The 20,030-nt window shown below is 66.6% G+C and carries 16 protein-coding genes; 7 read left to right on the forward strand and 9 right to left on the reverse strand.

What is annotated here, in order from left to right; translation table 11 throughout:
- The first annotated feature begins 319 nt into the window (after window positions 1–319).
- Entirely contained in the window at window positions 320–1,492 is a 1,173-nt protein-coding gene (locus ACIBI6_RS21570; RefSeq protein ID WP_364346305.1) for a GuaB3 family IMP dehydrogenase-related protein, read from the forward strand.
- A 46-nt stretch (window positions 1,493–1,538) separates the two neighbouring features.
- On the opposite strand, the gene ACIBI6_RS21575 is transcribed toward ACIBI6_RS21570, so the two are convergent.
- Entirely contained in the window at window positions 1,539–2,339 is an 801-nt protein-coding gene (locus ACIBI6_RS21575; protein ID WP_396957473.1) for an alpha/beta fold hydrolase, read from the reverse strand.
- A gap of 66 nt (window positions 2,340–2,405) precedes the next feature.
- Between ACIBI6_RS21575 and guaA the strand changes: the two genes are divergently transcribed.
- Together guaA and ACIBI6_RS21585 are read left to right on the forward strand one after the other, a co-directional pair.
- Complete coding sequence (gene guaA / locus ACIBI6_RS21580) at window positions 2,406–3,974, forward strand: glutamine-hydrolyzing GMP synthase (protein WP_396957474.1); 1,569 nt, start codon at window positions 2,406–2,408, stop codon at window positions 3,972–3,974.
- A gap of 75 nt (window positions 3,975–4,049) precedes the next feature.
- Entirely contained in the window at window positions 4,050–4,505 is a 456-nt protein-coding gene (locus ACIBI6_RS21585) for a hypothetical protein (protein WP_364346311.1), read from the forward strand.
- Here the strand turns inward: ACIBI6_RS21585 and ACIBI6_RS21590 are convergent.
- The 5 genes from ACIBI6_RS21590 to ACIBI6_RS21610 form a co-directional block, all read right to left on the reverse strand.
- A complete protein-coding gene (locus ACIBI6_RS21590; protein WP_364346313.1) occupies window positions 4,493–4,675 on the reverse strand; it encodes a hypothetical protein in 183 nt (60 codons plus the stop codon). The two genes, ACIBI6_RS21585 and ACIBI6_RS21590, sit on opposite strands and share 13 nt — an antisense overlap.
- A gap of 56 nt (window positions 4,676–4,731) precedes the next feature.
- On the reverse strand, window positions 4,732–4,944 hold the full coding sequence (locus ACIBI6_RS21595) for a hypothetical protein (RefSeq protein WP_364346315.1): 213 nt from the start codon (window positions 4,942–4,944) through the stop codon (window positions 4,732–4,734).
- On the reverse strand, window positions 4,937–6,790 hold the full coding sequence (locus ACIBI6_RS21600; protein WP_396957475.1) for a PspC domain-containing protein: 1,854 nt from the start codon (window positions 6,788–6,790) through the stop codon (window positions 4,937–4,939). Before ACIBI6_RS21600 ends, ACIBI6_RS21595 begins: the two co-directional genes overlap by 8 nt.
- Window positions 6,791–6,884: 94 nt before the next feature.
- Entirely contained in the window at window positions 6,885–10,919 is a 4,035-nt protein-coding gene (locus ACIBI6_RS21605; protein WP_396957476.1) for an AAA family ATPase, read from the reverse strand.
- Between the two features lie 120 nt (window positions 10,920–11,039).
- Window positions 11,040–11,684 carry an MspA family porin gene (locus ACIBI6_RS21610; RefSeq protein WP_396957477.1) on the reverse strand — a complete coding sequence of 215 codons (645 nt, stop codon included), beginning with the start codon at window positions 11,682–11,684 and terminating at the stop codon, window positions 11,040–11,042.
- A gap of 365 nt (window positions 11,685–12,049) precedes the next feature.
- Between ACIBI6_RS21610 and ACIBI6_RS21615 the strand changes: the two genes are divergently transcribed.
- The 3 genes from ACIBI6_RS21615 (at window position 12,050) to ACIBI6_RS21625 (ending at window position 15,646) form a co-directional block, all read left to right on the forward strand.
- Window positions 12,050–13,198, forward strand: coding sequence for an FG-GAP repeat domain-containing protein (locus tag ACIBI6_RS21615; protein ID WP_396957478.1), 1,149 nt, complete (start codon window positions 12,050–12,052; stop codon window positions 13,196–13,198).
- 86 nt (window positions 13,199–13,284) lie between these two features.
- Window positions 13,285–14,682, forward strand: coding sequence for a PspC domain-containing protein (locus ACIBI6_RS21620; protein WP_396957479.1), 1,398 nt, complete (start codon window positions 13,285–13,287; stop codon window positions 14,680–14,682).
- 328 nt (window positions 14,683–15,010) lie between these two features.
- Window positions 15,011–15,646 carry a response regulator transcription factor gene (locus ACIBI6_RS21625; RefSeq protein WP_062983336.1) on the forward strand — a complete coding sequence of 212 codons (636 nt, stop codon included), beginning with the start codon at window positions 15,011–15,013 and terminating at the stop codon, window positions 15,644–15,646.
- Between the two features lie 392 nt (window positions 15,647–16,038).
- Here ACIBI6_RS21625 and ACIBI6_RS21630 read toward each other — a convergent pair whose 3' ends face one another.
- The 3 genes from ACIBI6_RS21630 to ACIBI6_RS21640 are packed head-to-tail and all read right to left on the reverse strand — an operon-like array spanning window position 16,039 to window position 18,667.
- Complete coding sequence (locus ACIBI6_RS21630) at window positions 16,039–17,166, reverse strand: serine/threonine-protein kinase (RefSeq protein ID WP_364346325.1); 1,128 nt, start codon at window positions 17,164–17,166, stop codon at window positions 16,039–16,041.
- A 53-nt stretch (window positions 17,167–17,219) separates the two neighbouring features.
- Window positions 17,220–18,071: a phytanoyl-CoA dioxygenase family protein gene (locus ACIBI6_RS21635; protein WP_364346327.1), complete on the reverse strand. Its 852-nt coding sequence runs from the start codon at window positions 18,069–18,071 to the stop codon at window positions 17,220–17,222.
- Window positions 18,068–18,667 carry a TetR/AcrR family transcriptional regulator gene (locus tag ACIBI6_RS21640; RefSeq protein WP_364346329.1) on the reverse strand — a complete coding sequence of 200 codons (600 nt, stop codon included), beginning with the start codon at window positions 18,665–18,667 and terminating at the stop codon, window positions 18,068–18,070. The genes ACIBI6_RS21635 and ACIBI6_RS21640 overlap by 4 nt, the downstream gene beginning before the upstream one ends.
- Window positions 18,668–19,000: 333 nt before the next feature.
- On the opposite strand from ACIBI6_RS21640, the gene ACIBI6_RS21645 reads away from it, so the two are divergent.
- Window positions 19,001–19,735, forward strand: coding sequence for a hypothetical protein (locus tag ACIBI6_RS21645; protein ID WP_396957480.1), 735 nt, complete (start codon window positions 19,001–19,003; stop codon window positions 19,733–19,735).
- Window positions 19,736–20,030: the final 295 nt, after the last annotated feature.

Consider the following 20,030-nt stretch of genomic DNA (forward strand, 5'->3'; position numbering starts at 1 on the left):
CCTCGCGAGGCGTAGGGACGGGACCACGAGTCCCGGCCCGCGCCCCCGGACGTAGTCGCCTGTTCGCGATCGACGGCTCGATATGCGACCACGACGGAGCGGGTCCTTGCGAGCGACCCTCGCGGCGTGGCAGCCGGATCGTCGAAGCCCATGCGACGCAGTCGCGAGTCTCGACGGCTCGGACGCGGCGACTGCACGCAGGTCGCTCGACCGGGTCAGCGGGACCACGGGCGAGCGAACACGCAGTGCTGCGGGTGCTGCTAATCCAACAGAGCCGTGAACACGCCGCGCCGCGCGCGGCCGAAACTAAGGAGCACGCGTGCGCGACATGGTCGAGATCGGTATGGGTCGGACCGCCCGGCGTACCTATGAACTGGACGATGTCGATATCGTCCCGTCGCGGCGGACTCGTTCGTCGAAGCAGGTATCTCTGGCGTGGCAGTTGGACGCCTACCGATTCGAGATCCCGTTCCTGACACACCCCACCGATGCGCTGGTCTCGCCGGAGTTCGCCATCGAACTCGGCAGGCTCGGTGGACTCGGCGTCATCAACGGCGAGGGACTGTGGGCCCGGCACGCCGATGTCGCCGCGAAGATCGACCAGCTGATCGAACTTGTCGGCAAGGGTGGTTACGAACGTGCCATCGGGCTGCTGCAGGAATTGCATGCCGCGCCGATGCAGCCGGATCTGCTGGCCGCCGCGGTCGCGCAGGTGCGGGCCGCCGGTGTGACGGTGGCGGTGCGGGTGAGCCCGCAGAACGCACGCGCGCTGACCCCCGCGCTGCTGCAGGCCGGGATCGACCTACTCGTGGTGCACGGCACCATCATCTCCGCCGAACACGTCGGCGACGGTGAGCCGTTGAACCTCAAGACCTTTATCGCCGAACTGGATGTGCCGGTGGTGGCCGGTGGCGTGAGCGATCACAAGACCGCGCTGCATCTGATGCGCACCGGCGCCGCGGGCGTCATCGTGGGCTACGGCTCCTATCCGGGCGCGACGACCACCGGCGAGGTGCTCGGCATCGGGGTGCCGATGGCGACGGCCATCGCCGATGCCGCCGCCGCGCGTCGCGACTACCTGGACGAGACCGGCGGACGCTATGTGCACGTGATCGCCGACGGTGATATCGCCACCTCGGGTCAGCTGGCCAAGGCCATCGCCTGTGGCGCCGATGCCGCCATGCTCGGTGTGCCGCTGGCCCTGGCCGCAGAGGCGCCGGGCCGCGGCTGGTACTGGCCGTCCTCGGCCGCGCATCCGTCGGTGCCGCGCGGTTCGCTGCTGCACGTGGAGGATCCGTGGGATCTGGGCGGCGAGCTGTCCGGTGATACCGGCGAGACGGTGCGTCCGAGCCTGGAGCGGGTGCTGTACGGCCCCTCCGACGACCCGTTCGGCTCACTGAATCTCGTTGGCGGCCTGCGTCGCTCGATGGCCAAGGCAGGCTACTCCGACCTCAAGGAATTCCAGCGGGTCGGCCTGAGCGTCCACGCCTGACCATTCGCCGACAGTAGTCGAACGGTGGCTCTCCGAGCCGGCGGGGTCAGCGGGCGTGGGTGGGGACGGACTGCTCGCGGAGGAACTGTCGGATGGCGTGGTTGACCGGTTCGGGGTGGGTCATGGTGACCGCGAGTCGTGCGCCGGCGATCTCGACGAACTGCGCTGCGGGGAGACCGGTGGCCAGCTGCTGGGCGCGGTCGCGGGCGATACCGCTGTCGGTGGCGTGAATCACCAAGGCGGGACAGGTGATTTCGGATAGGCGGTCCGATACCGAATCGCGGCCGAGTAGACAGCCCGCGGCGACCTCGATGCCGCTGCGGTCGCGGGCCAGCCAGCGCTTGGTCCAGATCGCCCGGTACCACTCGTCATCGCCGATCAGCCAGTACGCGAGCTGTTCGACGGCCTCCTGCCGGGAGCCGTCGTCGTACCACTCGTCCAGGAATTTCTGGGTCGCAGTGGACTGTTCGGGCGTCGGGCCGTGCGCTTCGGTGCTGATCAGGATCAGTGCGGAAACCCGCTCGGGTGCGATGAGCGCGGTGCGCAGCGCGGTGAATCCCCCTTGCGCGGTGCCGCCGAACACGGCGCGTTCGGCGCCGAGATGATCGAGCACGGTAAGGGCGTCGCGCGCGGCGGTCCAGTAGGTGAACGGTAGCCCCTCGTCCCTGGTGCGGCCGTGTCCGCGCGCATCCCACGACACGATCCGGAATTCCGGTGCGAGCGCGGCCATCTGGGATGCGAACATCGTTCGGTCCATGAAGAATTCGTGTGCTAGTAAGACCACCGGACCGTCGCCGCCACTGTCCTCGTAGTGGATGTCGGCGTCTATCGCGCGGGCGAAGGGCACGGCATGAGGATAACCAGCGGTGCGGGGCCGCGCGGGACGATTTCAGCCCCTCACTAAACTGTTCGAGTGGCAGAAACTCAGAGACCGGTCCTCGTCGTCGACTTCGGCGCACAGTACGCCCAGCTGATCGCCCGGCGGGTCCGTGAATCGAGTGTGTATTCGGAGGTGATCCCGCATACCGCCACCGTGGATGAGATCGCCGAGAAGCAGCCGCTCGCGGTGATTCTGTCCGGCGGACCATCCAGCGTGTACGCCGAGGGCGCGCCGCAGCTGGACGCGCGGCTGTTCGATCTCGGCATTCCGGTCTTCGGCATCTGCTACGGCTTCCAGGCCATGGCCCAGGCGCTCGGCGGCACCGTCGCGCATACCGGCACCCGCGAATACGGCCGCACCGAGCTCAGTGCTGACGGCGGTCTGCTGCACGGTGGCCTGCCGACCAAACAGCCGGTGTGGATGAGCCACGGCGATGCGGTTACCGACGCGCCCGAGGGCTTCGAGGTCACCGGCACCAGCGCGGGTGCTCCGGTCGCCGCATTCGAGAATCGGGCCCGCAAGCTGGCCGGTGTGCAGTACCACCCGGAGGTGCTGCACTCGCCGCACGGTCAGCAGGTGCTCAGCCGTTTCCTGCACGAACTCGCCGGAATCCCTCCCACCTGGACCCCGGCCAATATCGCCGAATCGCTGATCGCTTCGGCGCGCGAGCAGATCGGCGACGGCCACGCGATCTGCGGGCTTTCCGGCGGTGTGGACAGCGCGGTCGCCGCCGCACTGGTGCAGCGCGCCATCGGCGACCGGCTGACCTGCGTATTCGTCGACCACGGCCTGTTGCGGGCGGGGGAGCGCGAGCAGGTGCAGCAGGACTTCGTCGCCGCGACCGGTGCCAAATTGGTGACCGTCGACGCGGTGGACAAGTTCCTCGGTGAGCTGAAGGGCGTCACCGATCCGGAGGAGAAGCGCAAGATCATCGGCCGGGAGTTCATCCGGTCGTTCGAGGATGCGGTCTCCGAGGTCGTCGTCGAACAGAGCGGCGGCGCCAAGCCCGAGGTCGAGTTCCTGGTGCAGGGCACGCTCTACCCGGACGTCGTCGAATCCGGTGGCGGCAGCGGCACCGCGAATATCAAGAGCCATCACAATGTCGGCGGTCTGCCCGACGATCTGGAGTTCGACCTCGTCGAACCGCTGCGGTTGCTGTTCAAGGACGAGGTACGCGCGGTCGGCCGCGAACTCGGGCTGCCCGAGGAAATCGTTGCCCGCCAGCCCTTCCCGGGGCCCGGCCTGGCTATCCGCATTGTCGGCGAGGTCACCGCGGACCGTCTGGAGACGCTGCGGCAGGCCGACGCCATCGCACGCGAGGAGCTGACCGCCGCCGGACTGGACCGCCAGATCTGGCAGTGCCCGGTGGTGCTGCTCGCGGATGTGCGCAGTGTCGGTGTACAGGGCGACGGCCGCACCTACGGTCATCCGATCGTGCTGCGTCCGGTCTCCAGCGAGGACGCGATGACCGCGGATTGGACCAGGCTTCCCTATGACGTACTCGAGCGCATTTCCACCCGCATCACCAACGAGGTGGCCGAGGTCAATCGGGTTGTCCTCGATGTGACGAGCAAGCCGCCGGGCACCATCGAATGGGAGTGACCCCGCAATCGGGCCTGATTTGCCGGATTCCGGGAGTACCGTCAGCCGGGTAGACCAGTTCCCCAGGGGGTCCGGATGGCAGCGAAGAAGCCGCTCTGCACCGTCAACGCGGTCGTCGAGGCACCGTGTGGGGTGGTGGCCGCGCTGCTCACCGCGGTGAGCGCCGGCCCGGTCGGTCCGGACAACGCCTTCTTCCTCGCCGACGGGCCCGATCCCGGGATGCGGTTGCGCGGCGGCCCGAGTGAATTCCGGGCCGCGATCGCCGGCGATCCCAATGGGATTCGGGTCCAGGTGGATCGGGCGCAGGCGATGCTCGCCGTCGAGGGGCAGCGATGGTTTCGCGCCGAATGTCGAGTGTTGCCGCATCCGAAGGGTGCTCGGGTGATCCAGCAGATGTTCAACGTCGCGACCAGTGCGCGGTGGATAGTGCCGATGATCGCACGGGGTGTCGAAGGCAAGCAGCGGGTGAGTATGCAGCGGCTACTCGACCGGATCAGTGAGCATTTGGGCTGCCCGGCTTATATGGAGTAGTGGTCTCGGGATTCGTTGTGGGCGGGCGGTGTGCGGCCGAGGATGAGTTGCCCGAGTAATAAGCCGCCGCCGAGGTAACTGCGGCTCGGTGTCAGTGGCATGAAGCGGCCGATCGGGATTCCCGTATGGTCGGTCGGGTCGTCGTCGATGTCGAACTGTTCCTTGGGCATTGGTGTTCTGCTCCTCCAGAAAGAAATGGCCCGTCCGGGACGGGCCATTCGTGTGATCAGCGGGGGCTGCGCGGGGAAATGACCAGCAGGATGCCGACCACGATGGCGGAGATCACGACGACCCAGCCGAGTGAGGCCACACCGGTGGCGGTCATGGTGGCCGGGCCGATGAAGGCCCAGATGCTCACGCCGAGGGCGAGCAGTCCGACGATCAGCAGGGAGACGGACGGCCCTCGCTTGGTGACGTTGTCATCGGTGGGGTCAGCCACGGTGCACCTCCGCATTGCCGGTCCGGACATGGACTTTCAGGTCGAGCACCGGTGCGCCGTCGGCATGCGGACCGGTAATACCGGTGGGGCAGTTGACATCTCCGAGGTTGACGGTGCAATCGGTGCGTACCGCCATACCCTCGGGCAGCAGGATCTCGGCATCGCCGAGCCCAACCGCGACCTCGACGGCCCGGTTCTCGGTCAGCTTCAGCGACCGCAGATCCAATGTGCCTGTTCCCATGGTCAACTCGTACTTCGAGGACAGGTCGGTCATCGAGGTCGGCGCCCAGGTGCGATCGCCGATAGTCGCGCTGTCGAATTCGATCGGGCCGAGCATCGAGGCCAGCACCACGAATCCGGCCAGTGGTGCGGTCAGTACGAGCAGGCCGAAGCCGCGGCGCAGGAATGCGCCGATGACCAGACCCAACCCGATCACCGCCAGCGCCACCGCGGCGATGCGTCCGGGAGTCATCCATTCGACGCCGGAGGCGGCCAGCGCACCCGCGCCGGCGGCGGCCAGGATGGCCAGGCCGAGGACCACGGGAGTGAGCCGGGAGCGGGGGCGCTTCGGCGGGGGCGCGACGATGGTGCGGGTCGGGGTGGGTTCGGGGAGATCCCAGGCGAGTGGGGCTACGCCGAGGGGGTCCCAGGAGGGTGGGGTGAGTCCGGCGGGGTGCGCAGGTGTCGCGGCCGTTGTACGGGATGGGGGAGTGCTTGTGCGCGAAGTGGATTCGGTTCGCGATGAGCTACCGCCGCTTTCCAAGTCGGTGTCGCTCGCGCCGGACGTTGCGGCAGGTTGTGCGGTGTCGCGACCTGTTGCGCCGGACGCCGTGCTCTCGTCGGCCGTCGTTCTTGCGTCGGAGGTTGTGCTTGCGCCGGAGGTTGTGCTTGCGCCGGAGGTCGCGCTCGTGTTGGACGTCGCGCTCGTGTTGGACGTTGCGCTCGCGCCGGACGGTCCGCCGGTCGTGTGCGGCGAGGCGGAGGCGGTAATTCCCGGCGTTGTTCCGTTGTCGGACGTTGTGGTCTCGGTGGGTGGTGCCGTGGTTTCCACGTTGCCCTTGTCGAGCAGGACGGTGTCGGCATCTTCCTTACCCAGCAGGACGGTGTCTGGATCGGCTGGCGTAGCGCCCGCGTCGATTGGCGTGCCGTCATTTTCGATCAGTTCGGTTTCGGCGTCGCCATTTTCGGCGTCCGGCAAGCGAACTGTGTCCGAACCTGGCTGCTGCGCAGGGGTATTAGGTGCCGCTTGGGCCGGAGCGTCCGGAACATATGCGTCCGGCAACTTCGTGTACGGCGTGTACATGCTGGTCTCCGGCGCGTAGAAGTCGCCGGGCATCGTGCGCTGCGGGAATACGGCCCCGGGGTAGCCGGTCGCGGTGAGACCGCCGTCGAAGCCGCCGAGTGAACTCGTGCCGGGTGGCGGCTGTGGGTTTCGCATATGCAGCATCCACCAACCGGCCAGCATCAGCGCCATGCTGATCATGCCGGAGCCGGCCAGTCCGACGCCGACCGGTCCGATGGTGCTGACCGCGATGGCCAGTGCCACGAGCAGAACGATGGTCTTGGTCTGCGACTGCGAGCTGTGCCCCTTGCCGAATAGCGACTCGGCCGCCGAGGACTGATCCCCCGCCTCGCTGAACAGCAGCCAGGCGAGCAGGTACAGCACAATGCCCGCTCCGCCGAAGATCGTCGACACCACGAGCGCGACCCGCACGAGCACTGGATCGATCCCGTATCGCTGCCCGAATCCGGCCGCGACGCCCGCGATCGGACCTTGCCGCGGCAACCGGACGGGCCGCGACTGCCACATCTGGTGAATCTGATCGCCGAAGCTCGTTTTCGTCATGGTTTCCATACTGGGCGTGACCAGCGCTTCGGCACATCGGGGGGAACCCTGAAACTATTGCTGATCCTTTTGGACCAATCGGTCTCTTGGTTACTTAGTCGCATGGCGGACGGTAGGGGAGTTGGGGCAGGTAGCGCTGCCAGAGTTCGGGAGTCATGAGGGTGGCAGTGGCATGACAGATGCGTGCGATCGCGTGCTGCTCGTCCAGATCCCACAGTCGACGCTCGCCACCGCTACTCGACGCGGACAGATAGTCGCCGTGTGGATGGAACTGGATGAACCAGACATTGGGGCCGGGTGGCGCGATGGAGCTGGACATAAGGCGGGGATGACGGCGATCGGTGAAGTCCCACAACCGCACCGAACCGTCATTTCCGCTGGTGGCCATGGTCTTGCCGTCGGGACTGAACGAGGTCGAGATGATCGCCAGATTATGTGCGGTGACCCGGTCACCGATCGGTTCGGGCGATGCCGGGTTGCTGATGTCCCAGACCTGGAAGGTTTCGTTCGCCACGGTGACGGCGGTGCGGCCGTCGGGGTGCATGATCACATCGAGCATCAGCGGCGAGTGCTCCGGCGGGGATGTACCCACCCGCACAGGGTGGTCCGGGTTCGAGATATCCCACAGGGCCAGCCTGGTTCGCAGGGCCATAGCCGGCGAACTCGGTTCGGACAGGGTCGATTCGATGATCGCGAGGGTGGGGCCGGTCGGATTGAATCCGATGGCTTGGACCTGCGCGGGTGCCACTGATGTCGGTGTCCCCAATAGCACTGGGCGGGAGCGATCCGTAATGTTCGCGAGTTGGAAGGTGTCTACCTCGGGAGCCAGAGTTTGCGCCGCCAGGGTCCAGTCGCGGTTGAAGCCCAGGCGCGACCATTGCGACGATGCCTGCCAGTCACCCGATATCCGAATGCGCTTCGGGTCGGAGATGTCGACAAGGACCATCGGGCCCGTCGGACCGTCCCGAGCTATCAGGGACCTCCCATCAGGGCTCAGGGCCCGGATCGATGATCCCGGTTTCGCCCTGAATTCCCCTATCCGGACCGGTTCCCGGGGATTACCGGTATCCCATATGGCGAATGTGCCGTCGCTGGAATCGCTCACCATTCGGGTGCCGGTGCCATCGAATATCGGACTCCTGCCCCAATCGGTGTGTCCAGTGAGAACCGCCGGAGCCAGGGACCACAGCCGCACGACGCCCTCCGTGCCGCCCACGGCCAATATCTTGCCGTCCGAGCTGAATGCCAGTCCCGTCGGTTCACCGGTACAGCGGGTGGGAATTCTCGCGTCGTTGAGGCAGCGAGCCGGAATCGCCGACAGCTGGGCGCCCAGCGGGGTCGGCTGCGCGGGGTCGGCGATATTCCATAGTTTCGCGCCGGTGGCACCACCGGTCGCCAATGTGTGGCCGTCCGGGCTGAAGGCGAGCAGGGGGACGGGCTGCTGAACCACGTTATCGACCAACGGATTTCCGAGCGGGCGCGGATGGGCGGGATTTTCGACGGCCCATAACTGGGTCACGCTGACGTAGGTGTGTCGTATGGTCAGGCGTGGACCGGCCAGGGCGAAGGTGGTGTTATCAGGACTGAACCGGATTGCTTCGACATCGTGGGTCACCTCGAATGGTGTTCCAGCGCGGGTGATTTCCCCCGCGTCCGGAACGGACCACAATTCGACCGTCGCGATACTGTGGTCCCAGTCACTGGTCGCGACCGCCAGTAGTCCTCCATTGCCACTGAACGCGAACGCGGACAGGTCCCGATTGTGCGGCGCGGGGACGAACCGACCCTGGATCGGTTCGTCCGGGTTGCCGACATCCCATAGGGTGATGCCTTTGTCGCGCGTGGACCCGACTGCCAGGGTCCGTCCGTTCGGGCTGAAGGACACCAGATAACCCGTATCGCTGGTGGTCGTCGGGGGTGATCCGAACAGCCGGGGATGCGCCGGATCACGGACATCCCACAGCTGCGGTCGCGCCGAAGTGCCGGTGGTGGCGAGCACCGTGCCAGCAGCGTTGAATGCCATGGACGCCGCCCCGGAAGGGGATTGGCATAACGGCTCGCCGAGCGGGTGGGGATGTCGCGGATCGGCGACGTCCCAGAGGCGGATGGTGTTGTCGTTGCTCGCGGAAGCCAGCACCCGGCCGTCGGGTCGGTACGCGATGGTCCTGATCCCCTCGTCGTGAGCGACGAATGGTGTTGCGAGGGCGACGTTCTGGGTCGCGAGCAACCGCGCCCGCACTTCCGGATCGCCCGGCCTGAGTTGTCCGGCAACGAGATATAGCTGCGCGGACAGCGATGGATCGATTTGTTGTAGTCGATCGGCCTCTGCCAGTACGGATCCGAAGTTCTTGTCGTTGCGTTGCTGTTTGGTGAGCTCGACCTGCGCGTAGGCGAATGTGCCGAGTACGAGTAGGCCGACGCCGAGCATGGCGAGGACGACCCGGGTCACCGACGACCGTCTGCGGGTATGCGTTCGCGCGGCTCGGGAATGCTCGAGGAAGCTGCGGATCTGGCCGCCGACCATGGGCGGATCGACATGACCGAGAGCGGTCTCGAGCCGGGTGCCCCGATAAAGCAGTGAGGGATCCTGTCCGGTCGAATCCCATTCCGCGGCATCGGCTTCCAACCGCTGCCGGACCAGGTAGCCGACGCGGTCCTCATCGATCCAGGTATGCAGTCGCGGCCACGCGTCCAGCACGATCTCGTGGGTCAGATACACCGAGTCGGAGTCGAGGGTGATCAGGCGGGTGCGGGCCAGCAGCTCCAGTGCGGCCGTGGCGGATACCGGGTCGGTGGTGCGTTGCAGCAGGTTCGGACGGACAGCGATGCGCCGGGTATCGCGCGAATCATTGGCGACGGCAACGAGTCCGAGCAGCACATCCTTCGCGCAGGACTGCTGGGTGTCGGATAGTTCGCTCCATGCCTGTTCGGCGGTGGCGGCGATGGAGCCGATGACACCGCCCGCCTTGCGATATCCGGCGACGGTCAGTTTGCGGCCTTCGCGGTGCTGCCAGGTGGCGGCCATGACGTGCGAGAGCAGCGGGAGTGCACCCGGATCGTAGCTCTGGCGGTTCTCGTGATCGCCGACTCCGCAGAGTTCGGTGATCACCAGTTCTGCCAGGCCGGACTCCAGTTCGAGCCCGGCGTGGTTGGCCGGCCCGATGAGTGCCTGGGCCAGTTCGTCCAGCCGCATGGGGCCGAGCAGATAGCCGCGGTGTTCGAGAGCGTGCTGCAGGATCGGGTAGTCGAGGCACTGGGCATAGAAATCGGCGCGCAGGGCGATGACGACGGTGAGGGCATCGTCGGCTCGAGTCGCGCAGCGGTCCAAGACATTCAGGAAAGCTTCGCGCTCGCGTTCATCCGAGCAGGCGGTGAACAACTCCTCGAACTGGTCCACGATCAGCAGCCGACGTTGATCGGCGCTCCACTGGTCGAGAGCCGCGCACACCTCGTCGGCGGATGGCTTCGCTATCGCCTTGTCCGCGTGAAAAGCCTTGGCCAGTGCGAGCAGTGGCCTCGCCCCGGGTGTCATCGCGGTGGTCGACCAGTTGTCGGTGACCGCGGGTATGAGTCCCGCGGCCAACAGCGAGGACTTGCCCGCACCCGATGCGCCGATCAGCACGACGACTCCATCCGCGTCGGCGGCGGCGTCCTGGAGCAAATCGACGAGTTCGGCAGTGGATCGGGTTCTGCCGAAGAAGATGTCCCGGTGCTGCTCGCGATAGGAGGTGAGTCCCAGGTAGGGACAGGCCGCGTCGTCCTCGTCATTCGGTGTCCAGGTGATGGCGGCCTGCCAGAGCCGTTGCCACTCACGCACTTCCAGCAACTGCCGACTGGCCTGCGACTCGGCCTTCTTAGCCAGGTCGATCAGGGTGAGTACGACCGGAAGCATCGATTCGAAGCGAGCCGGAACATTGCGCCCCGCCTTCCAATCGCTGATCCGCTGCACCGAAGCACTCGGGGCGGCCCGCTTACCTTGCGCGGCCCGCATCCGCGTTTCAGCCGCCATAGCGACCCGTCGCAGCGTCGGATTGCCCGCGGCGGCATAGAGATCGGCGAATCGATGCGCGAAAATCGCACGCGGTGATCGGATTTCCCCCCGAGCCTCGGCGGTGGTGTCCTCGGTCACCACGTGCGCCCGATCTTTTTGGGCGACACAGACATAGGGACAACTTAGCCGGTTCGAGGTGCATGACCGGTCGAGCGGCCGTGCGATCGTCGATCACACGGCCGCTGTGGTGCTGCCGAATTACAGGAAGATCCGGTCTCCTGTCACCGCGTCGGCGGCGGTGACATCGGGTGTGTCGGCCGTGAGGGTCACATAGGACTGGATGGTGAGCCCTCCGCCGCAATTCTTGACCAGCAGGTGGTAGTCGTGACTGACCAGATAGCCGGTACCGCCGAGAGCCAGGTCCTTGGTGCCCACTTCGATCGGCTTGATCTCGCCGGGACTGATCGACATGTCGAGGCTGACTCCGGCGTAGATCTTCGGGCCGATGCTGGCATCGAAGTTCGGTGACGTCGAATCGTCACTGCCGCTGACACCGATGCTGAACCCGGTGTCGAAGCCGATCCCGGCCTGGATATCGACCGTGAGATCGAGATCGACCGCACAGGCGACGAGGTAGCCCGCCTTCATGGTGCCCCTCGCATTAGCGGGGATGGTGCCGTAGAAGGTGTTGTCCAGGAACACCTCTCGGTTGGTCGGCATTCCGTTGAGCGGGGGGACGGGGCGAAACTGCTCGTCCATATGGCCCACGGTGAGCGCGAACCCCCCTGGGCCCGCGTAGTTCTTCTCATGCGGCGCCATCCCCTGGGCGGCGGCGAATGGCGCACCCGCCACGGCGATTCCGACCAAGGTGGCGGCGGTGAGCAGTACCGACTTGATGTTCATGATTCCTCCCCGAACCTGTGCTCGGCCCCCTGCGGCGCGAGTCCCGGTGTTCAGTGGGACGTTTCCGACCCGGAAGAAACGTATGGCGTGGGGCTGTGAGCTGCCTAAGCCATTGATCGGTATTCGATCTGAAAAGCACTGGTAGACATGCCTTGCGGCAGTTATCCGGTCCGGCGGTGCCCGGGTCGGCGGCGGATCCGTCGGTTGTCCGCTGCTGACGTCGCAAGCTGTCTAGCTCGAGAGAAGAACGGCAGTTCAGCGTGGCTTTCTTGTCCGGACCGGACAGGAATCGGCGGCCTGTGCAAGATCACCACGTCTGAGAACGCCGTAGCGTTCTGCTGATATCGGTCCTACGGGAGAGACAAGTGTTACGCACCAGATTCGTCGTCAGCGCTTGCGTCGCTGCGGCATTGGCGGGTACCGCCTTCCCCGGCACTCCAGCATCGGCGGATTTGCTCCCCAATCTGACGGGCCCAGCGGTTCCCGCGATCGCCGATCTCAACGGCGACGGCTACACCGACGTCGTATTCAGTGATTTCGTGCTCGGATTCGGAGTGTCGGTTTTCTTGGGAAGGCCCGGCGGAGGCTTCCAGCCCGCCGTCCGCTACGCCACCGGCGGTCAGGCGGACTATGTCGCCATCGCGGACTTCGACCACGACGGCAAACTCGATATGGCCGTCACCAACTTCACCACGAGCGACGTCTCCATACTGATGGGCAACGGCGACGGCACCTTCGCCGAGGCCGTCGACTACGCGACGGACCTGGCCCCCGGGGCTGTGGTCGTCGGCGACTTCGACCACGACGGCAACCCTGACTTGGCCACCTCCAATCAGGCCCCGTCATGGTCGGTGCTCCGGGGCAAGGGCGATGGCACTTTCTTTTCGGCATACACCGTCTCCAGCAACCTGGGTGTCGGCTCCGGGTCCGCCGACATCGCAGACTTCGATGGGGATGGCAACCTCGACCTGCTACGCGGCAATTACGTCAACAGCACCATCCAGATCTACCGCGGTCGCGGTGACGGCACCTTCGCCGCCCCGACCACGTTCGGCGACGGTGCCCTGACCGCCTGGTACGGCATGGCGCGCGACATCAACGCCGACGGCAAGCCCGACATCCTCTTCTCCAACCTTGTCGCAGGCAGCGTATCCACGCTGTTCAACAATGGTGACGGCACCTTCGGCGCGCTCGCGGCATATCAAACCGGTGGTCTGCTCCCGCAGTGCTTCGACCTCGCCGACCTCAACGGCGACGGCATGCTCGACATGGTGGTTGCCAATGGCGGCACCTCCAGCCTCAGCGTGCTGCTCGGTACCGGCAACGGCACCTTCGGTCCGCCGCACACCTACCCCTCCGGCGGGCTCGTCCCCCTGTCCACCCCGATTCTCGCCGACTTCAACGGCGACGGAAAGATCGACACGGTCATCGGCAACACCGGCTCGGGGAACATCACCCTGCGCTACGGCAACGGCGACGGCACCTTCGGGCCCGCTATCGACTACTCCGCCTGATCGACCGCTACGGGGCCCTGTCACCGGCGAAGATCAGGGTGATTCCTGATGGTCGGTTGTCGGTGGGCCGTGCCAGTATCGAAGGCATGTACCCGTCCGTGCCCGCGTTCGATGCTGCTCGGGGGGCCGATCCACGGGGGTTCGGCGCCGCGCCCGGGTTCACGCCCGGTCCTGGCCGCTTCGGTGCCGCGCCGGCGCTCGCGCCCACACCGCCGTATCCGCGGATGGTGCGGCGTTCGGGTGGCCGGATCGTGGGGGGTGTGGCCGGCGGTGTCGCCGATCATCTCGGGCTCGATGTATTCAAGGTGCGGATGGCATTCGTATTGCTGTCCGCGCTCGCGGGGGCGGGGATCGTCGCCTACGGGATGCTGTGGATCTTCACTCCGGGCGGCCACGATGCGGTGAAGCCGACCGGTAAGGAGCGTCGGCAGGCGATCGGGTTGGCCCTGCTCGGACTCGGGCTCGCGGTCGGGGTGTCGTGGCTGTTCAGCGGTACCGCGGCGAAGGTGATCGTGCCGATCGTCGTGGTGGCGGTGGGTGCGGCGCTGGTGTGGCGCGAATATGACACCGACGGCCCGCGGTCGCTGCTCGGCCTGCCAGCGCGTCCCTCGGTGGTGACTTGGGCGCGCATCGTCGCCGGGATCACCATGATCGTGCTCGGACTCGGTGTGGTGGTGCTGGCCAGGATCGATCTGAGCTCGCTCGGCTCGGCGCTGATCGCGGTGGCGGTCACGCTGATCGGTGCCGGTCTGCTGACGGTGCCGCTGTGGCTGCGCATGATGCGCGCGCTGAATGCCGAGCGCGCGGCCCGCATTCGCAATGAGGAACGCGAGGAAATCGCGTCCCACCTGCATGATTCGGTGCTGCAGACCTTGGCGCTCATCCAGCGTCAAGCCGACGATCCGCAAGAGGTTGCCCGGCTGGCGCGCAGTCAGGAGCGGGAACTGCGCCGCTGGCTCTTCGAGGATTCCGGGCCGGCACAGTCGAGCCTGGCCGTGGCGCTGCGCACGATCGCGGGCGAGGTCGAGGATCAGCACGGAGTGAAGGTGACTCCGGTCACCGTCGGCGATGTGACGATGGACGGCGCCGACAGCGGATCCGGCCTGCCGAAGGAGCATTTCACCGCATTGCTCGGCGCGAGCCGGGAGGCGCTGGTGAATGCCGCCAAACATGCGGGCGTCCCGGAGATCGATCTGTTCGCCGAGGCGGAACCGCATCAGGTGAGCATCTTCGTGCGCGATCGCGGAGCCGGATTCGATATCGCGGCGGTGCCACAGGATCGGCGGGGTGTCGCGAAATCTATTCGGGCCAGGATCGAGCGGCGCGGCGGTCAAGTGGAGATACTGTCCACGCCCGGTCGGGGCACCGAGGTGCGGATCATTATGCCGCGAACCGATTCCGGTGATCAGGATCGGGCCGACGAGGCGTCGGTGGGGGACGAACAGTGTGATGAGGTGCGACAGTCGGTTCGCAATCGTCAATGATCGTGCCCGTCGTGCGACGGGCTCCGTGCTGACGGCGTTCGGCCGTGAGACGGGTTACATGATCTGCTGTGGGCCGATGATGCCGCATCGACGGAACTCGGGACGCTGTCGAAGGCGTTCGGATCGGGCCGTTCGCGCGAGCGGTCCGGTTGGTGGGAAGCGCATTCGAGGCGTCGCATCGGTCGCTCCGATGACGCGGCACGGTTGGTGACTTTGGATGACGACAGATGCGGTGGCAGTTGTGGTACCGATGAAGTGCGGACGGCCTGCGGGCGGTCCGTGCGTCAGGGTGGGTCGCTCCACCGAGGGTGAGGAGAAGTAGGTGGCCGTGCGGGTCTTTCTCGTCGATGATCACGCCGTGTTCCGATCGGGTGTGCGGGCCGAATTGAGCCGGGAGACCGATATGGAGGTCGTCGGGGAGGCCGGGGGCGTGGCCGAGGCGGTCGCCGGAATCAATGCCGCGCGTCCGGATGTCGTACTGCTCGATGTGCACATGCCCGACGGTGGCGGGGTCGCGGTGCTGTCCGGCATCGATGACGGTCCGGTATGCCTGGCATTGAGCGTCTCCGACGCCGCCGAGGATGTGATCGCGGTGATCCGTGCGGGTGCGCGCGGCTATGTGACCAAGACGATTTCGGGATCCGAACTGGCCGATGGTATTCGACGGGTCGCCGGTGGCGATGCGGTGTTCAGCCCGCGGTTGGCCGGTTTCGTACTCGACTCGTTCACCGGCAAATCGCCGGTGCCGGAGCCGCCGCTGGATCCCGAACTGGATTCGCTCACCCCGCGCGAACTGGAGGTGCTGCGGCTGCTCGCCCGCGGCTACACCTATCGGGAAATCGCGGAGAAGCTCTTTATCTCGGTGAAAACCGTTGAGACACACGCCTCCAACGTGCTTCGCAAGACCCAGCAGTCCAACCGCAACGCGCTCACCCGTTGGGCCCACCGGCGCCGCATCGACTGACTTCGCGCATTCTGGCGCGCCGCGTACGTATTCGCTCGCCGCGCACGGTTTCGCCCGGCAAGTTGGTGCGCTGCGGACAAGTTCGTGCGTGCCGGGTCGGTTTGTGGGCGGCGGGCCGTTTGTGCGTGCCGGGCGAATTTGTGCGTGCGGGTCAGTTTGTGCACGACGGGCGGTTCGTGCGTGCCGGGCCGGTCTGCGGCGGGCCGGTTTGTGCGCGGCGAGCCCAGCTCGTCCGCTCGGTGCCAGAGTTGGTGCATGCACGCCACGCCATTTCGTTCGCGGCGCGGTGCAATTTGTGGCGTGGTGCCATTTCGTACGTAGTGCAAGGTTGCGTACTCGAAGCGTGCCTGCTGCGCAGTCATGCGGCAGCTGAAAGGCTGCGGCGCAGCGGATTACATCATCGCGATGATGATGGCGATGATAAGGACCAGGCCGATCAGCAGGCCGATGGCGATGGCGAGCGGGGCGTTGCTCGCTTCCTTCGACTTCGCCTTCGGGCGCTGGGGTGCCGCGGCCGCGGGGCCGGAGGTGTTGCTGCGGTGTGGGCGCGGCAGCGGAGTCGAGTGCGGACTGCGCAGGCCTGATGCCGAATTGCGGGCGGCCCATGCCGGAATGGTGCCGTCCTCGGTGCGCACCGGAGCGCCGAGGATATACGGTCCGGTGCCGGGACCGAATGCGGCGGTGAGGATTTCGTCGCGCGCCTCAGCCATGGTCGGCCTGCGCTGCGGGGCGGGTTCCATCATGTGCAGCAGCGCGTTGGTGAGCATGCCGCTGCGGCTGGGCGGGATGATCTGGGCCATGGCCGCGCGATAGACCACGGCATCGGTGTCGTCGTCCATACCGAACGGCGGTTGTCCTTCGATCGCGGTGTAGAGCGTGGCGCCGAGGGAGAACACATCGCTGGCCGTGGTCGGCTGCGCGCCGCGCGCCACCTCAGGGGGGAGATAGGCAGGGGTGCCGGTGATCACGCCGTCCGGTTCGTCGGGGTTTTCGGTCGCACCACGCGAGATGCCGAAGTCGCTGAGCTTGGCCATCCCGACGACGGGTCCGCGGTCGGCGACGAGAATATTGCCCGGTTTGATATCGCGGTGCACGATGCCCGCGGCGTGCGCGGCCGCCAACGCATCGGCGACCTGCGCCCCGATCTGCGCCACCTCGATCGGCGGCAGCGCGTTCACCAGCGCCAATGCCCTTGCGACACTGCGTGATGGCAGATGTTCCATCACCAGCCAAGGTTCGCCGGCCTCCAGCACCACGTCGTAGACGGCGATGGCGTGCTCATGCGAGAGCTTGGCCGCGACCCGGCCCTCGTGCATGATCTGGTTGCGGATCTCATTGGCCTGCGCCTCCGGGAGTCCGGCGGTGGAAAGCACCTGTTTGATCGCGACGTCCCGGTTGAGCAGGCGATCGTGTGCGAGCCATACCGCACCCATACCGCCGCCGCCCAGCTTCGACTGCAGACGGTAGCGGCCGGCAACCAGATAATCGGGGCCGACAATAGGACGAGCGCGTTCGGTCACGGGTGCAGGTTAGCGGAAAACGTGGCCAGCTGGCCTGATTCGCGCCGTGCCGGTTATTGCGTCAGCAGACGATCCGGGTGCATACCGTCCACCATGCCGATGAAGGGCGGATGAATGCTGTAGCCGAGCATGCGCCGGATTTCGGGTGATACCGCGCGCACCGTATCGCGATCGGTCGAGAGAGTAAAGGCCTCCTGGGTGCGCAACCACGGCTCGCAGTACTGCGCGGTGGCGGCCAATCGCGTGCTAGCCGAGCGGTTCGCGCCGCCGCCGTGCCAGAGGGTGCCGAGGAAGAATACGCACGATCCGGCGGGCATGACGCCGGGTACGCGCACATCGTCCTCCTGTGGCGTCCGACCGTCCGGCCAGCGATGACTGCCCGGGATGAGCATCGTCGCGCCGTTTTCGGCGGTGAATTCGTCGAGCGCCCAGATGGTGGCCGCCGACAATGCCTTTCGTGGTCGCGGCACCGGATAGAAGCCGTCGTCGGGATGCAGGAGCTGGGCGTTTTCGCCGGGGGCGATATTGATGATTTGCAACTGCGACAGCAGATATCCGGGCAGCAGAAGTCGATCCAAGAGGGCGAGCACGCGGGGATGGTCGACCAGCTGATCGACCATGCGCGTCTTGCCGAGCACGCTGTAGAGCCGCTGAGTCCGGTGGCCCTCGAACGCATTTCGCCCGTTCGGGCCGAGCAGGGGCAGGAGTTCTGCGCGCAGTGCCGCACACTGCGCCGAGTCGAGCAGGCCCTCGAGGATCACGTAGCCGTCGCGATCGAGCGCGGTGAGATCGGCGTCCATCTGCGCGGCGGGGACATCGCGTGCTTCGTGGATCGCGCGATGGGTTCGAGACAGGTTGCCCGCGAGGTCCTCGAGTCGTTCGACCTCCGGTTGTGTATAGCTCATTGTTCTTCCTTCCCTGCGCCGGTTGCCCCGGCCACGAATTCCCATACCTGATCGGCGACGACGGCACGGTCCGGGCGCGGACTGCGGGTGAGCGCCACCGCAACGGCCATATGCACACCACCGAGGACGGCCGCGACGAGCAATTCCGGATCGCGGTCCGCGGGCACCATGCCCTGGCGCTGGCCTTGCGCCATATTTCGGATGCCGACCTCGATCGCCTGCTGCAGCCGTTGCCGTTCCACGCCCGCCGCCTCGGCGTCACCGAATCGTCCGAGTGCGACGGGGGCGAGCGGGTCGTCGTAGAGGAAGTTCACCCAGGCAACCACGCGCGCGTGTTCGCGTTCGCGCCAATCCTTTCCGGCGAATTCCGCATAGGTGACGTTTTCGCCGAGTCGGTCGTAGAAGTCGGTGATGACGGCGGTGAGCAGGCCGCTGCGCGAGCCGAAGTATCGGTAGGGCAGCCCGACGCTGACCCCGGCGCGGCGGGCGACGGCGGCCACCTCGAGTTCGCCGGTCTCGCTCAGCTCCGCGTGCGCCGCCTCCAGCAGCCGTCTGCGTGCTGTCGCGCCGCGTCCGGTCCATTCCTGGTCGGTCATGACTGCGCCTCGCTGGCGCTCGCCTCCGTCATGGCCGACATGTCGGCTGTGTCTCGCTCGTTCATGATCCGATCTTAAGTTGAGTTCAACTCAAAAACAACAGCAGCATTGCGAAGTGATCGCGGCCCACGCGCGTACTTGACGGAAGTCGGGGGTGGGTTTCTACTGAGCGAGCATCGAACGTATATTCGATAGTGATCGATAGCTGGATCGGTGCTGAACTCTTGTTTCGTGGAGGTTCGGGCCGCGCCTTCGCCTCGGGTCCATCGTTGGAAGTAGGTGGTTGTGATGGGTTCGGATGAGGATTCAGGGGCGGGGAGACGGCGGGACAGGATGCCGCCGAGGGATAAACCGACACTGGATGAGCTGCGCCGACGGATGGCGGCGATCCCCGGGCGCGGGGAAGCGGCGGCCGAGCGGATTCCGCGCGCCGCCGAATTGCGCAGGGAAGCGCTCGCGGTGCCGCCCGCCCTTGCCGAGCTGTTGCCTGACGGCGGCCTGGTCAAGGGGTCGGTGGTGGCCTATTCGGGTGCGAGTTCGCTGCTGGCTGGCCTGCTCGCCGCGGTGACCGAGGGCGGTGGGCATGCCGCGGTGGTCGGAATGCCGCGGCTCGGGCTGCTCGCCGCGGTCGAGATGGGGGCGCAGTTGCAGCGTCTCGCCGTCGTCGCCGATCCCGGGCCGGATCCGGTAGAGGTGGCCGCGGTGTTGCTCGACGGCCTCGATCTGGTGGTGCTCGGCCTCGCCGGCGCCGCCGTCGCTCCGTCCCGCACCCGCGTCATCGCCGCACGTGCGCGCAGCAAAGGGGCCACTCTGGTAGTTACCGACGGCCGCTGGTCCAATCCGTCCCTGCGCGTGGATACCCGCATCGCCGGGTACGGCGGACTCGGCGCGGGCCGGGGCCGCCTCCGCTCGCTCCGCCTGGAGGTCGCGGTCCGCGGCAAGGCCGGCCCACCCTGCCACGGCCGAATCGAACTGCGTCCCGGTTCGAGCCGAGTGGAATGGGTGGCACTGGAAACGGTCGCCGCGGCCGATGAAGCGACCGTCGAGGCGCACGGTGCGGCGTCATGAGTCGGTCCTCGCGACTGCGCGTCATGAGTTCTGCTGCGCGAAGCGGCCTTCCCCGTCGATTCGGAGTTCGACGCGGCGGCGAGCCAAGGCGAGCGCAGTGCCGCCCGCGAGTGAGGTGACGTTCGGTGCGCTGGCGTGATTCGGACGCAGTGACACTCGCTGCCGCAAGCAACGGTCGTTGGCGAACAACGGCCGACTGTCGCATCGGTCCCGGATTCGGACGGTGCGGCAGCACTGGGGCCGGTGGTCCGTCACGGGGTGCCCAGTTGTTGTGCGGGGTGCCCGGAGGGGTGGG

This window comes from Nocardia sp. NPDC050412, assembly GCF_044458825.1.
In the GTDB taxonomy this organism is placed as follows: domain Bacteria; phylum Actinomycetota; class Actinomycetes; order Mycobacteriales; family Mycobacteriaceae; genus Nocardia.